General features: G+C 33.1%; 15 protein-coding genes. 2 read left to right on the top strand and 13 right to left on the bottom strand.

Features of this window, described 5'->3' with window-relative positions; translation table 11 throughout:
- Positions 1–9: 9 nt before the first annotated feature.
- The gene (locus tag AABL52_RS11780; RefSeq protein ID WP_341519461.1) at positions 10–1,464 is read right to left on the bottom strand and encodes a DHA2 family efflux MFS transporter permease subunit; all 1,455 of its coding nucleotides are present in this window, start codon (positions 1,462–1,464) and stop codon (positions 10–12) included.
- Between the two features lie 173 nt (positions 1,465–1,637).
- Between AABL52_RS11780 and AABL52_RS11775 the strand changes: the two genes are divergently transcribed.
- On the top strand, positions 1,638–2,183 hold the full coding sequence (locus AABL52_RS11775; protein WP_341519460.1) for a TetR/AcrR family transcriptional regulator: 546 nt from the start codon (positions 1,638–1,640) through the stop codon (positions 2,181–2,183).
- Between the two features lie 194 nt (positions 2,184–2,377).
- On the opposite strand, the gene AABL52_RS11770 is transcribed toward AABL52_RS11775, so the two are convergent.
- The 4 genes from AABL52_RS11770 to AABL52_RS11755 form a co-directional block, all read right to left on the bottom strand.
- Positions 2,378–3,220, bottom strand: coding sequence for a polysaccharide deacetylase family protein (locus tag AABL52_RS11770; RefSeq protein WP_341519459.1), 843 nt, complete (start codon positions 3,218–3,220; stop codon positions 2,378–2,380).
- 291 nt (positions 3,221–3,511) lie between these two features.
- The gene (locus AABL52_RS11765) at positions 3,512–4,195 is read right to left on the bottom strand and encodes an N-acetylmuramoyl-L-alanine amidase family protein (RefSeq protein WP_341519458.1); all 684 of its coding nucleotides are present in this window, start codon (positions 4,193–4,195) and stop codon (positions 3,512–3,514) included.
- 126 nt (positions 4,196–4,321) lie between these two features.
- Positions 4,322–6,106, bottom strand: coding sequence for a sensor histidine kinase (locus tag AABL52_RS11760; RefSeq protein ID WP_341519457.1), 1,785 nt, complete (start codon positions 6,104–6,106; stop codon positions 4,322–4,324).
- Positions 6,103–6,504, bottom strand: coding sequence for a response regulator (locus tag AABL52_RS11755; RefSeq protein ID WP_341519456.1), 402 nt, complete (start codon positions 6,502–6,504; stop codon positions 6,103–6,105). The genes AABL52_RS11760 and AABL52_RS11755 overlap by 4 nt, the downstream gene beginning before the upstream one ends.
- 252 nt (positions 6,505–6,756) lie before the next feature.
- Between AABL52_RS11755 and satA the strand changes: the two genes are divergently transcribed.
- A complete protein-coding gene (gene satA, locus AABL52_RS11750; protein WP_341519455.1) occupies positions 6,757–7,308 on the top strand; it encodes a streptothricin N-acetyltransferase SatA in 552 nt (183 codons plus the stop codon).
- A gap of 81 nt (positions 7,309–7,389) precedes the next feature.
- Here satA and menA read toward each other — a convergent pair whose 3' ends face one another.
- The 8 genes from menA to AABL52_RS11710 form a co-directional block, all read right to left on the bottom strand.
- A complete protein-coding gene (menA, locus tag AABL52_RS11745; protein WP_098662348.1) occupies positions 7,390–8,301 on the bottom strand; it encodes a 1,4-dihydroxy-2-naphthoate polyprenyltransferase in 912 nt (303 codons plus the stop codon).
- A 366-nt stretch (positions 8,302–8,667) separates the two neighbouring features.
- The gene (locus tag AABL52_RS11740; protein WP_001176332.1) at positions 8,668–8,943 is read right to left on the bottom strand and encodes a hypothetical protein; all 276 of its coding nucleotides are present in this window, start codon (positions 8,941–8,943) and stop codon (positions 8,668–8,670) included.
- Between the two features lie 239 nt (positions 8,944–9,182).
- Positions 9,183–10,067: an alpha/beta fold hydrolase gene (locus AABL52_RS11735; protein ID WP_341519454.1), complete on the bottom strand. Its 885-nt coding sequence runs from the start codon at positions 10,065–10,067 to the stop codon at positions 9,183–9,185.
- Positions 10,068–10,457: 390 nt separating this feature from the next.
- On the bottom strand, positions 10,458–11,393 hold the full coding sequence (gene mntA, locus AABL52_RS11730; protein WP_341519453.1) for a manganese ABC transporter substrate-binding protein/adhesin MntA: 936 nt from the start codon (positions 11,391–11,393) through the stop codon (positions 10,458–10,460).
- Between the two features lie 17 nt (positions 11,394–11,410).
- Positions 11,411–12,277, bottom strand: coding sequence for a metal ABC transporter permease (locus AABL52_RS11725; protein ID WP_341519452.1), 867 nt, complete (start codon positions 12,275–12,277; stop codon positions 11,411–11,413).
- Positions 12,274–13,023, bottom strand: coding sequence for a metal ABC transporter ATP-binding protein (locus AABL52_RS11720; protein ID WP_341519451.1), 750 nt, complete (start codon positions 13,021–13,023; stop codon positions 12,274–12,276). The genes AABL52_RS11725 and AABL52_RS11720 overlap by 4 nt, the downstream gene beginning before the upstream one ends.
- 376 nt (positions 13,024–13,399) lie before the next feature.
- Positions 13,400–13,999: a DJ-1/PfpI family protein gene (locus tag AABL52_RS11715; protein WP_341519450.1), complete on the bottom strand. Its 600-nt coding sequence runs from the start codon at positions 13,997–13,999 to the stop codon at positions 13,400–13,402.
- A gap of 55 nt (positions 14,000–14,054) precedes the next feature.
- Entirely contained in the window at positions 14,055–15,038 is a 984-nt protein-coding gene (locus AABL52_RS11710) for a phosphotransferase enzyme family protein (protein ID WP_341519449.1), read from the bottom strand.
- Positions 15,039–15,224: the final 186 nt, after the last annotated feature.

The following is a 15,224-nucleotide window of genomic DNA, read 5'->3' as shown; positions in this document are numbered from 1 at the left end:
TAAACGATTCTAATTACTTGTCTTACTTTCAAGTTTTTGAGTTGCCACTTTTTTAGGCATGAAACATGCAAAGATTAATGCTACGAAAGATAAGAATAACATGAATAGATACGCATCACTTGAGCCGAAAATAGAAGATAATTTCGCTAGTTGAATAGCTGTAATATTTCCATTTTGTAAAGATAACTCTGAAGCATGTGAACTTGCTTGAGTCGTATATACAGTAATAACAACTGCTGTTCCAATAGCACCGGCTAATTGACGAACCGTATTATTTACGGCTGAACCATGTGAACCTAATTCTCTAGGTAAAGCATTTAGTCCTGCTGTATTTAAAGGCATTGAAATGAAACTTAACCCAATTCGTAAAATAATAGTACGCACCATTACATACATATACGTTGTGGATTCAGTTAAATCAATTACACCCCACATCGAAATAATAATAAATACTAACCCTGTAATAAAGAGTGGTTTTGCTCCGTATTTATCATACATTTTACCTGTAATTGGTGATAAGAATGCATTAATGACCGCTCCAGGTAATAGAAGTAAACCTGATTCAAATGCGGTAAAGCCTCTTCCGTTTTGTAAGTAAATCGGTAAAAGAATTAAATCAGCATACATAATCATCGTGATAAGTACATTGATCACTGATGTAAGAGTAAAAATTTTATACTTAAATACGGATAAATTTAATAATGGATCGTTAGACTTTATTTGACGTAAGCAAAATAGCGTTGTAACAAGTACCCCGGTAATAATTGTCGTAATAACAATCGGGTGATCCCATCCCTTACTTCCTGCACTACTGAATCCAAATAAAACACAACCAAAGCCAATCGTTGATAAAATGACACTTACAATATCCAATCTTGCTTTTGTCGTATCTGCAACGTTCATTAAATATTTTAGCGCAAGAATAATGACGATGAATACAAATGGAGCTAATCCAATAAATAACCATCTCCATGATACATATTCAATGATAAAACCAGATAACGTTGGAGCAATGGCTGGCGCAAAAATCATAGCAAAACCGATCGTTCCCATAACACTCCCGCGTTTTTCGCTAGGGTATAAATATAAAATAACTGTCATCATGAGCGGCATAATAATTCCTGCCCCAATTGCTTGAATCATTCTTCCTGTTAATAACATGCCAAAATTGATGGCACCGGCACATAGTAATGTTCCGATGATTAAAAAAATCATTGAGCTAGTAAATAATTGCCTCGTTGTAAAACGTTTCATTAAAAATGCCGTAATTGGCACTAACACACCGTTTACGAGCATAAATCCTGTTGCTAACCATTGTACAGTTGCAGCTGTAACATCAAATACCTCCATTAAGTTACTCATCGCTACATTTAGTAACGTCTGGTTTAATGTTGATAAAAAACAGCCAGCAATTAGTACAAGTAATAAAACTTTTTTATTTCTTTCTGTTATTCCCTTCTCCATTTGTAAACTCCCTTTTTCTATAGTTGCATTATCGACACAGTGTCGATAAAATTCATAGTAACAAAGATACATATTCTTGACCATGAACAATTTTGTTGAAAATGTTCATTAATCGACATTGAAAATATGCTATGTCGAGAAAGTCAAAGAAAAATCTATAAAGGAGTTTCAAAATGTCTACATCTAAAAAAGAGGATCCTCGTACACTTCGTTCAAGAGAAATGTTTAAAAATGCCGTCTATTCCCTTTTACAAGAGGAATCCACCATTTCAAATTTAACAGTCCAAAAAATCGCAAACAAAGCTGGGTTAAATCGGACAACATTTTACTTACACTATCAAGACATTCAGGATTTACTCATGCAGCTCACTGATGAAATTTTAAACGAACTTTCTAATAAAATTACTGCTTTAATACACGTAAGCGATTTATCAGAAAAACAACAGCTAACACAATTACTCGATTATTTATATATTCATCGAAATTATTTATCCGTTTTATTTAATATGAATCACTTTGAAGAACAATTATTTCTATTAATAAAGCGATTAGTAGAAACGAGAAGGAATAATAGTGAGACAGAGTTACCCGCAGATTATGTCGCTATTGAGATTAAAACTGCCTCATTGGTAGGAATCATCATGTGGTGGATAAAAAATGGACTTCATTTTAGTTCAGATTATATTACAGACCAAATTTATTTCATGTACAGAGGATAATGAGGTTGGAGCATGTAAGTCCTATTTCGCTATGTAGAAAAATGCGAATTTCGTACGCTAAGAGAATTTGAATATAAAAAATACCCCGATTGTTAGAATGTGCTTAACAATCGGGGTACACTTCATGGAAATCGACTTTGTATTAGTTATTGTTTTAGTAATAAAAACATCTTTTTAAAATAACTAAGTTTATACTATAACCGTTGATCTTTCTGGAAGTTTAAACGAAAATGATCCTCGTCATTATATACACCAAATTCATATCCTTGCTCTTTATAAAATTTAATAATTTCAGGAAGAGCTTGTAAGGTTTGCGCCTTTTCATGCATTAAAACAACTTCTACTTCTTCTGTTGTCTGCTTCTTTACATTTTCGATAATCTGAGTTGGATTATCTTTTAATTTCCAATCATTTGAGTCTATTGTCCAATCCCAAACTTTTATTGCTGCTTCTACAATTTGATTACGAATTTCCTCCCCCTTTAACCCCGGTGCAGATCCATATGGTGGACGGACTAGTTTAGGAGTTGTACCCGTAATATTATGGATAAGAGCTAGCGTTTCTTTCATCTCCGGTACAAATTGTCCTTTTTTGTATAACTTCTCACTGTTATGTGTCATACTATGTGCACCAATATAATGCCCTTCTTTTACTGCTCGTTTTACATTGTCCTGAAAACCTGTATTTTGTAAATTACTACCTTGCATAAAAAATGTCGAGGCAACATTTTGCTCTTTTAGTATATCTAAAAATTTCCCAGTTAATTCGCTAGGACCATCATCAAATGTTAAATACACAACCTTGCCTACCGGTTTTCCATCAGGTCTTTTTTGTTTTGCCGGTGGTGTTTCCTTTTTCTTTTCTTGTTGTTGCGTATTAACTTGTTTCATATTTTCCTTAGCTACTCCCTTCGCTGGGATAGAGTTCCACTTTCCAATTAAAAAGAATGTGAAAAAGGTCGTCGCTAAAACAACTCCTAAAGATATGATTGCCTTCGTAACTACACTTGTTTTTTTCTTATTTTGTGATTCCTTCATTATTTTTCGATCCTTTCCCTATTCATTTTCATATTCATTATTTATAAGGCTGAGCCTTTATTCGACTGAATCATTAGTTTCAACCGGTGTTTACAATAAATAGATTAATAGAGATGGATAAAGATAAAATGCAGATAATGTCGAAATCAGTTAAAGAATAGCGTATTGCATCCACTCTTTAGAAAAATATTTGTTTCTAATTTGAAAACTGGATATACACCCAAAATAAAAAATACTACTCTTCCTAATTAAGATTTAGAAAGAATGGTATTTTTCTAGTTGCTTATTTTATTACATCGTAAAATAATTAATAATGCCATCCACAATACCTTTTTGCGATTTTGCTTGAAATTCTTCTGAATTCATTCTTTTTTCATCACTGGCATTAGATATAAATCCTAATTCAATTAGGATAGCCGGGGAAGGATTTTCTCGTAAGACAAGAAAATCACTGCCATGAACGCCTCGATCTCGGCTGTCTATATTTTGATCAAAAATAGCTTCTTGTACGACCTTAGCTAATTTTTTATCTTTCCTTTTATTAGATCCATAATGAGTTGTTATTCCTTTTACATTTGTATCCTCAAAAGCATCATGATGAACGCTAATATAAAGATCCGCCGCATGGTCTTTCGCTACTTTGACACGAGCTTGCAATTCTTCCTTTTGTTTTGTTTCTGGAAGTAAACTCGTATCTTTTTCACGTGTTAATATAACTTTTGCATCGGTTCTTTCTTCTAATTCTTTCTTTATATTTTGTGCTACTTTTAAATTAAGTTCTTTTTCAATCGTTCCAAATTTCTTTCCTTTCGTCCCTCTATCTCCTCCACCGTGTCCCGGATCAATTACAATTGTTTTTCCTTTTAATCGTAAATCCTCTTTTGATATATTTTTGTACCCTTTAGCATGTATGAAACTAACGCCTGTACCCAGTATTAATATAATAAACAAAAGCAATATCGCTCTTTTTTTCATTTTAACAATCTCCTTATCAACTTTTCATTCCGTTTCTAATGAAAATAGTAATGAATGCTGATAAAGATAAAATGCAGATAATGTCGATTTTAATTAAAAATGAACAAAACGTGTAGAACGAAAATTCTACACGTTTTTATTTAAATAGAAGAAAAATAATACTCCATCTTCTGTATTCGAAACACCATATTCCGCACCATGTAGCTCCAAAATATTCTTTGAAATAGCAAGGCCTAATCCTGTTCCACCTATTGAACGTTGACGTGACGTATCTCCTCGATAAAAACGATCCCATATTTTTTCTAAATGTTCTGGCGCGATATGAGCCCCTTTATTTTCTACACAAACTTTTACACGTTCATTCTCTTCTATTGTAGAAATAATAATATTCTCCTGTTCTGGTGTGTAACGAATCGCATTCGTAATAAAGTTCGTTATAACTTGTTCTATGCGATGCTGGTTTGCAACAACTTCAATTTTAGAAAGTTCTTTATAAACATGTAATTGCTTAGCTGTTATATCCGGGGTTAATTGCTCACATATATAATCAATCATCTCATCAATATGGAAAACATCCATTTCCATTTTATACGTACCAGATTCGAATTTTGCTAACTCCAGCATATCAATAATGAGCATATCCATTTTATCTACTTCTTTTGACATTGCTTTAAAGTAATAATCCTTTTTATTACTAGCAACACCATCCTCCAAAATTGAAATACAGCTCTTCATAATACTTAAAGGTGTTTTTAACTCATGTGAAACACCCGCGATAAATTCTTTACGTGTATTTTCTAATTGCTTTTCTTTCTCTATATCTTGCTGTAATTGATGAATATACGAATGCAAAGCTTTAGAAAGTGTGTTAATATTTTGTGATAAATCACCTATCTCATCCCTTGTAGTAATAGATATCGTCTCTGAGAAATCTAAACCCGCAATTTTTTTTGTAGTATCATTTATTTGTAATAATGGCTTGGCGATTTTTTTTGAGTAATAGAACGATATCAAAACAATTAAAATCAGTACAAAGATAATTAAATATACATAATAATCCTTTATCATTTGCACTGCTTCATCAACTGGTTGCAATGATGTCATAGCAAAAATATAATTTGTCTTACCAAGTGCATCTTTTGTTGGTTTGATTAATAGCTTATATTTAATATTATTTTCTTCGTAATCCATTATTTCTGTAGAAGTAACATCATTAACTTTTTGATTCAATAATAACTCAACCTGAAATTGTTTTATTCTATCTATAAGCACACGATTTCCATATATAAAGTTCGTTCCTACAGTCCCCTCCGGTAATTGCACGTTCTGAATGCTTCCTGCTAAATATAATTGTGAACTTTCTTTTGAAGATGCGGCTTTTGGCCCATACAACCTTTCTGACAGTTGCTTGTTCTCTAGCCCAACATTCTTCTCTTTTATCGTTAACATCGCAGGGACTACTATATCCCCCTTCTGTACTCCATCGATAATAATATGACTCCCCTGTTCTAAACTATATTTCATCCTTTGTATATCTTCTAAATTGATAAAACTATACAACGGTATGTGAATTGAGCGTTCAGAAAATCTCTTATTTTCGTTAGGGTCTAATTGAATTTCTATCGAAAAATCATTTGCATATTTTATATTACCTACACTATCTAACGTTGTAATCCATGTCGCATTCTCTTGATAGAAATTTTGTTCCAACTCTTGAATGGCTTTCACATCATCTCCAGCTTTTACATATGCTTTTTCAAAGGATTGAATATTCTTTTCAATATCATTAACTTTTCGATTTGCGTAGTATTGCTTAAAAAATATAGTTTGTCCAATAAAAATAGTTACTAAAATAAGTGTGCATAATGCTGTTGTTAAAATAAATAACTTTAATACAATTCCTTTTTTCATACTTGCCCCTCAAATTTATAACCAGCACGCACAACAGTTACAATACGAGCTGCTTTTTGTCCTAATTTATGACAAAAATTACGAATCTGACTATTAATGGTGCGATCATCTGCTCCTAGTTCAAATCCGAGTAAAGTATCATCCTCATCTACCCGAGCCGTTAACATAATAATAGGTACATTAGATTTCTTCCGGATTCGCCGACAGACCGCCCAACCATCTAATTCTGATAACATAATATCTAAAATAATTAAATCCACCTCATGCTCTTCAAATATAGATAATGCTTCTTTCCCATCAATCGCCTCTAAGACGTTGTACCCTTCGTTTAATAAGTAATCCTTCATAATCTCACGTAAAATATCTTCATCTTCTACAATTAATATTGTTCTTTGCATCCTTTATCTTCTCCACGATTTATTTTATTGTTAGGAAGAAATAGTTCATTTTATATGTTAACCAATTAGAAATCTTTCACTATTTCCGTCACTACTACATACAACATGTTTATATCCAGATCATAGCATGACGGTATAAAGATAAAATGCAGAGATAGCCTTACTATTGAAATTCCATTATAATTTTGTAATTGGAATAAATTTGAATCACATAAAGAACCAGAAGAAATAATATGATTTGGAGGTATCACGATGAGCCTTTTAATTAGAAAGTTAGAAACAAATGATTTAGACAATCACCCGGAGATTGATGACAGTTTTATAGTGAATGCTCGGTTAATACTTTCTCTTTCGAAAGGAAATAGACGCATAGAATATACAGTAGAAGACGTTCCGAGTTATGAAAAAAGTTATTTACAAAATGATAATGAAGAACTGGCGTACAATGAATATATAAATAAGCCCAATCAAGTAATCTACATAGCACTGTTACATAACCAAATCATCGGATTCATAGTATTAAAAAAGAATTGGAACCACTATGCTTACATAGAAGATATAACAGTGGATAAAAAACATCGTACACTCGGGGTTGGTAAAAGATTAGTTGATCAAGCAAAGAAGTGGGCAAAAGAAGGCAATATGCCCGGTATCATGCTTGAAACACAAAATAATAATGTCGCAGCATGTAAGTTCTATGAAAAATGCGGATTTATAATTGGTGGATTTGATTTTCTTGTTTATAAAGGCTTGGATATGACAAGTGATGAAGTTGCAATTTATTGGTATTTTCACTTCGAATGAAAATGTTCTTATCGTTAAACAAACTCAAAATAAAAACCCCAATCTCTCGACATTAAAATTGAGAAATTGGGGTTAAGTTATTTAAAAGAGATAACTAATTAATAATCCTGCTGATAATAAGAAGCCGAAAATCGTATTTGTCATCGCTGTTGATTTCATTGCGATGCGCATATATCCAGGATCCTTTGCTCCTTTTTGGAAACTTTGAATGGCAGAGATTGGCTTTCTCAAACCTAGGAACATAACTAATGCCCAAGGGCTTATATAACCCATTAATACAATTACGGCGATCCATAAATAAGCAATGAAAAAGGCTACAGCTAGTGTTACTATTGCTTTTTCTCTCCCAAGGAGAATTACTAATGTCTTTCTTCCACCTTTAATATCTTCTTCGATATCTCGGATGTTATTCGACATGTTGATTGCACCGACTAAAATTCCAATTGGAATGGAAATTAATACACTTTCAGTTGTTATCGTATTCGTTTGAATAAAGAAAGCGATGAGTACAAAGCATGTCCCCATCAACAAGCCAGAAACTAATTCTCCAAACGGAGTGTACGCAATTGGTAATGGACCACCTGTATATAAATAACCAACTGCCATCCCAATTAAACCAATAACGACTAACCACCAGCTGCTATTCATACAAATATAAACTCCAATAATTGCTGCTACTACATACAATAAAAGCGCAACTGTTAACACATTTTTTGGTTTCAATCCATGACGGACAATTCCACCACCGATGCCAACAGAATCAGCGGTATCTAATCCACGTTTGAAATCATAGTACTCATTAAATAAGTTCGTTGCTATTTGCAATGCTAAACATGCAGCCATCATCGCAATAAATAAAAGCCAATGAATGTCTGTAACATACAGTGATGCCACTGTTCCTAAAATTACAGGAGAAAACGTCGCCGTTAACGTATGCGGGCGCGTCATCTTCCATATTAATTTAGCGGAACTAATTTCTTTTTCTGTCCCCATAACTCTGTTCAATCTCCCTACATTTTAAGTATAAATGACTAGCAGTATCTTTCTATCTATTTTCTGCCACGCATCTATTATAGCAAAAAAAGAATTGGTGATAGAACTTTCATGCTCTTGCTTACACCATAAATTTGCATCAAAATATATTTTTTCTAATATGGGGGTCCCCCTAATGCCCCAGAAAAAAAGAAGAGTTTGAATCCTTTAACGTACAGGACGTTCCATATATCATTGTAAAAGATCATGAAAATAACATTCAAAAATTAATTCTTGGATTCAGCACTCAATCATTAGAAGAAGCTATTTTATAATAATCATCCAAAAAAAGAAACGAACATATATGTTCGTTTCTTTTTTTGGTGCTTAATGCTCAAGAAAACTTATAACCGCATAAGTATATAGAACGACTAGAGCAAAGGCACATATTCCCATAATTATAATCGCTAGTGCGCTTTTCTCTTGTCTAAACCCTATAATTCCAAGAATAAATGCACTCAACATTGTTACCTTAAGCATTGTAGAAAGGTTGGGAATTGAATATCCACTCAACCAGGTAGAGAAACTTACAATTACAGAAAAAGAGAACAAAGTTAGAACAATAGATAATATATTAATGTGCTTCCCATACTTCAGTTGCATTTCGCTAGCCTCTTTTCATTAGTGAATAATAGGTAGGTGAATATATTTTTATTTTATTCTAAATTTTCTTGAAAATCCACAACAAAAAGAAGAGGTTGTCCCAAAAAGTCACTGAATAGTTACTTTTTGGCAACCTCTTTTCTTTATTTTTTACTTTCCTCTAGTTTAGAGATACTTGTTTCTTTTTCAGGTAACGTATCAAAAAAATCCGTTGCTCAAATTCGAACAACGGACCTCCTTTATATGAACCAATGTAAAACATCCTCGGCAATCTCTTCCGATCTATCCCAATGCATTAGGTGCCCTGTATCTGTATAAAGCTTAGTCGTAATATCAATATGCTTCCTAAATTCCGCAATCTGCAATTCTCTTATTTCTAAATAATTATGTGGAAGATCGCAATACAATAATAAAATATTGCTTTTAATTTTATGAGATTGCAACGTTTTATATACCGTATATTGAAACTTAATTACACCTCTAGCGGTATCGCCAGTAGCATGCCATTTCATTTTATTATCTTCTTCTCGCATTAAATCATAAACCGCACGTTCTATTAATGGTGACCACCTGCTGTAAACCATTTTTTCTGACTGGATGAATGCTTCTTTACTGTCAAAAATGTATTCATCAAAATCTTTTTCGTAATGGGTGATTTCTTCTTCTAATGATCGCGGTGGACACTCTCCTTCTTTCGCATCTTTATATAGATTCGCAAAATAATCCGCGTTCATTTTACCATGATGATAACCACCATCTAACAATACCATTTCATTCACTTTTTCTGGACATTCTGCTGCATAGTGAAGTGCAACGCTTGCTCCCCATGAATGTGCTACTACATGAAATGTTTCTTTTCCTATCCGCTCAAGTAATGCTACTACCCATTTTGTTAAATGAGATGCACCGTAATCTTCATCCTTCCCGAAACTTGGTGTTTTCCCGTGTCCAGGTAAATCAAACGATACAATATGATAGTTATCTTTTAAAAGTTCCGCTATTTCGATAAAACTTAATTTTGTACTTCCTAGACCATGAAAACAAATGATTTGAGGATTACTTTTATCTCCCCATTCACAAACACTTGCTTCATATTCACCAAATTCTACAAAAAAGTGATTCATTTTTATCTCCTCTAATTGTTAGATATAAATTAGTTTGAATGCAACATTGTTTTTTCATAATAAATAAATTTAACGAAATTATCCAAATCCCTTTTTTGTAAATAATTCTTATAGAATGCGAGAGTTAACTCTAGTTGAACGCACGAAAATTAGCAGCCTTTATTCATTTTCATAACATCTTCTTTTATATTTATAAGCATTCTTTATGCCCATTATGTTAAACTTTCCTTGATTCACAGCCTAGCTTCTTATAATATTATTTCATCTTCTTTAGATGCTGTTACTTCAGCCAAATCATTAATAAAACATGATACATAAAAGAAAGAGCCAATTCACATGAGTTGGCTCTTTCTTATCTTATAAAATTTCAATAGATACACTAACTAGATTTTACTTTTGTAACCCATTAATAATTGTATCTGTATTCCATTTCATCATTTTCAAGTAAGTATCTCCATCTTCACCTGTTTTACCTAGTGAGTCTGTAAAAATTGTACCCGCAATCGGTACGTTTGTTTCTTTTGAAACAGTTTCCATACTACGTCGATCTACACTTGTTTCAACAAATAAAGCCGGAACTTTGTTTGTTTGAATTAAACTTACAACATCTCTAATTTGATCTGGAGTACCTTGATTTTCTGAGTTTATTTCCCAAATGTATCCTGTCTTAATCCCATATGCTTTTCCAAAATATTTAAATGCACCTTCACTAGAGATTAAGAAACGTTTTTCTTCAGGGATTTGATGAATTCTGTTTACCGTCTCATCATGTAATTTTTGAAGTTCTGCTACATACTTATCGGCATTTTTAGTATAGAACTCTTTATTTTTAGGATCTTCTTTAATTAATGCTTTCTTTACATTTTCAGCGTATACAATACCATTTTTAATATTCATCCAAGCATGTGGGTCTGGTTCTTTTTCCAATCCTTTTGTTTCTAAATAAATAGCTTCTACACCTTCACTTACTTTATAAACCGGTGCATCTTTCTCTGATTTATTTGCCGTTTTCAATAGTTTTTTAAACCATGCGCCGCCCTCTTCAAGGTTTAGCCCATTGTAAAACACCATATCTGCATCTGTCATTTTCATAACATCTTTTGGTAGCGGATCATATTCATGTGGGTTAGCTCCAATTGGAACAAGACTATGAATCTCAACTTTATCTCCACCAATTTGCTTCACCATATCGTATATAATGGAGTATGTAGTTACAACTTTTAATTTCCCACTTTTCTCTTCTTTTCCATTTGTGTTACTAGAACACGCTGTTAATGCAAATACGAAAATACAAATTACCGATAATAAAATATTTTTTAATTTCATCATTATCCTCCAATCAATTATGACAACTCTGCTCTATTTTTTATAATTTTAATAGCTCTCCAAAATAAACCTTGTGATGGCGAGAAAAAGAATGCCAAGGCGAATAAGAATGTTGCAACGAGAACGATTGTTGCACCTGAAGCAAGATTATAAGAGAAACTAAAATATAGCCCGACTACAGATGAAAGTGCACCAATGCCTGCCGCTAAGTAAATCATGACCCATAAACGGTTTGTTAATAAATACGCTGTAGCCGCTGGTGTAATAAGCATAGCGACAACTAGAATAATTCCCACAGTTTGAAGTGAAGCAACTGTAACCATTGTAAGTAAAATCATTAAACCGTAATGAATCCATTTGTTCGGCAATCCATAACTTTGCGCCATCGTTGGATCAAAAGTGGATACGAGTAGTTCTTTATAAAACAAAATCACAAGACCAATAATGACAACTCCAATAATCAGTGTCATCCACATATCGGAAGAACGAACTGATAGAACATTCCCGAATAAAATATGATACAAATCCGAACTACTCTTCATAAAGGTAATTAAAATAATCCCTATAGCGAAAACAGATGTAAACATAATCCCTATCGCCATATCATGTTTAATTCGACTATTTTGACTTACAAATCCGATTCCAACTGCAGTAATAACACCTGTTAAAACCGCCCCTATAAAATAATTCATACCAATCATATAAGAAAGGGCTACGCCTGGAAGAACAGCATGTGAAATGGCATCTCCCATTAAAGCCATACCTCGTAAAATAATAAAACAGCCAATTACGCCGCAAATAACTCCTACCATAACGGAAGTTAATAACGCTTTCTGCAGAAAGCCGTACTGCATTAATGCATCTATAAATTCTACAATCTTCATGATGAATGTACCTCCGCTGCATTATTGAACAATATGCCATGATTTACATACGCTTTTGACATCACAGTTGGTTCTAATACTTGCCTTACTTCTCCGTAATGAATTAAGCTCTTATTCAATAATAGTAATTTATCAAAATAGGACTCTGCTTTACTTAGGTCATGATGTACAACAACAATTGTTTTTCCTTCTTTACGTAATTCTCTAAGAATTTTAATAATTGTCTCTTCACTTGTTACATCAATTCCAACAAACGGTTCATCTAAGAAAAATATCTCTGCCTTTTGTGCTAATGCTCTCGCTAAAAAGACACGTTGTTGTTGTCCACCTGAAAGTTCACCAATTTGACGATTCTTAAATTCCTCCATACCGACTTTTTTTAGACATTCAAAAGCCCAATCTCGATGCTCTTTCTTCGGTCTTTTCATCATCCCTAAAGATGGATACGTTCCGATTAGCACCACGTCTAAAACTGTAATCGGGAAATCCCAATCTATATCACTTCTTTGTGGTACATACGCAACATACTTTCTAGCACTTCGAATATCCTCTCCAAGAACTTGAACATATCCCTTATCACTTGGAATTAGATCTAAAACAGCTTTCATTAAAGTAGATTTTCCTGCTCCGTTTGGACCAATAATTCCAACGAGTTTCCCTTTTTCAATATTGAAAGAAACATTTTGAACTACTTGATTCCCTTGATAAGATACAAACAAATCTTTAACAATTATAGCCTCATCCATTTTTTATGCATTCTCCTTTCTTTTTTTCGTGTATATAATTATTTTGCGCTAAGGAAACTTTTAAACAAAAAAATATAACGCGAATGTAAATTCACACTAAAGTTTCCTTAAGGAAACTTTTTTATATGAGTCAAATTATATAAGTTAGATGCAAATTTGTAAACTAAATTTTACTAATTTATAAATATATAATGAAAATAATTATCAATTTGGAACAAAATATATTATCTATTTTTATGATTTTTTTAAAAAGATATTACTGTGAAAAATAAGCAATATAGTATAAAAGAGAAAGAACCTACTCATATGAGTTGGCTCTTTCTCTTTTACAATATCTAATACACTCTACAGCAAAAAAACTATGATTACGGTCAAATCACTTCCAAACAACACCTCGCCGCTCGTATTCCATTCTATATTCAACAGCAGCTGCAATTTCGGGACTGGCGAACCTTTCCGTGATCCAAAGTCCTAAGTCAACTCCTGAAGTAACTCCTTTTGCGGTAATAACATTCCCTTGATCTACAATTCTGTAAGGAAGAAGTTCTGCCCCATATTCACTCATTTCACTCTGCGCCAAATGATGCATGGTCGCCTTTTTATCATTCAATATACCGGATGCAGCTAGTAACATACCTCCTGTACAAACTCCCGCAACAATCGTTCCTTCGTTGTGCATATCTCTAATCATTTTAGTCAAAGTACCAATCTCAGCTTCCTTTCGCACCCCTTGCTTAGCTTTATGATTCCAACCACCACCAGGTATAATTAATAGATCCGGACGATTATCCATTCGTAAAAAATCATGTAGTTTAATCGTAACTCCAAATGAAGTAGTAACTTCTTGTTTCGGTTCACTTGATACGAGTTCAACCGTAAATGGCGCCCCTTCTTCTATTGCTCTTTTCAGTACTTCAAAAGGTGCAAAGGAGACAAGTTCTCCGAAGCCGTCAAACAATACAAGTTGTATTTTCATTTTTTGAACACCTCATATGATTTCTTTTTCGCATCCAAAATTAGAATAATAAATGTTATCTACCAATTAACAATGACGACAGTCTTTCTCCTCTTATTTTATAAACTCTCAAATGTTCCTCTACTTTTCTCTCGTCACCTAATAGACTCATCGTCTTTTTAACAAAGTTCCAATTTAGACTACCGGATAACCATAGCAATGAAGAAAGTCTTTTATATTCATTTGAAGTTAAAATGTTATTAGCTCCATAACCTTCTAAAAATGCTCTAGCAATTTTAGAACATACTACATGTGATTCTATTCCTTCCGTTCGAGAATACCACTTTAATAAAAAGGCTAAACCCTCAATACGATCAACATATCCAATCGATTCAAAATCTACAATCCCTTTTACACATTGATTGGAGTTCCATATGACATTTAAAGGATTTAAATCAGTTTGTACAATAAACTCCAAATCACTCGTATGTGCACATTCTATATGATACTTAGCTAAATCCATATATCTCTGCAATTGCTTGCATGTACCACCTTTATTTTCTAACAGCTTTATAAACTCACCATATCCATCTAAATGAGATTTCTTTTGAAAAGTTGGGCTTTGAAATGTACTAGAAATATCATTTATCTTTCTTGCTTCCTTTCCGAAGACTTCTGCTATCGTTTCTGTACAATGAGTAATATGTTCCCCTTCCATCCAAGTAGACAATACAAACCGGTACTGTTCCTCATTCCAAGTGAGTAATGAAAAGCAATCCCCCGCCATATTCTCCTGAATCTGCATAAACGGAATTCCATGCTCTCGTAAATAATACGTAAACCGTACTTGCTCTTTCAATTGTTCATTTGATAACGTTCCAAAGGCTGGATTGATTGTTCGATCGCTATTTATAAACCGTGCGGAATACCGATTCCCATTTACAATGATTTTATAGTGTAGATCTGTATGCCAACTGTTTTTATGTAGTTCTTCTTCAACTAGTAGTGAATGAATTTCTTTAAAGTAGTTTATTAATATGTCTTTTATTATGTGTTTCATACTATTCTCCTTACATACAAAAATTCATTTTTGCACTTCCGAATATAAAGCTTTTAAAGTGAGGATTTTTAAGATACACCTAATGTATTCAAATAAAAAATCCTATCCTACTGTGAGTAATAATACAGTTATGTAATTTTGCCGCCAAAATTACAGTAGCCTTCTTTCATCTATATAGATGAAAGA

This window comes from Bacillus paramobilis, from assembly GCF_038096195.1.
Classification (GTDB): Bacteria; Bacillota; Bacilli; order Bacillales; family Bacillaceae_G; genus Bacillus_A; species Bacillus_A mobilis.
This window is presented reverse-complemented; position numbering and strand designations above follow the sequence as displayed.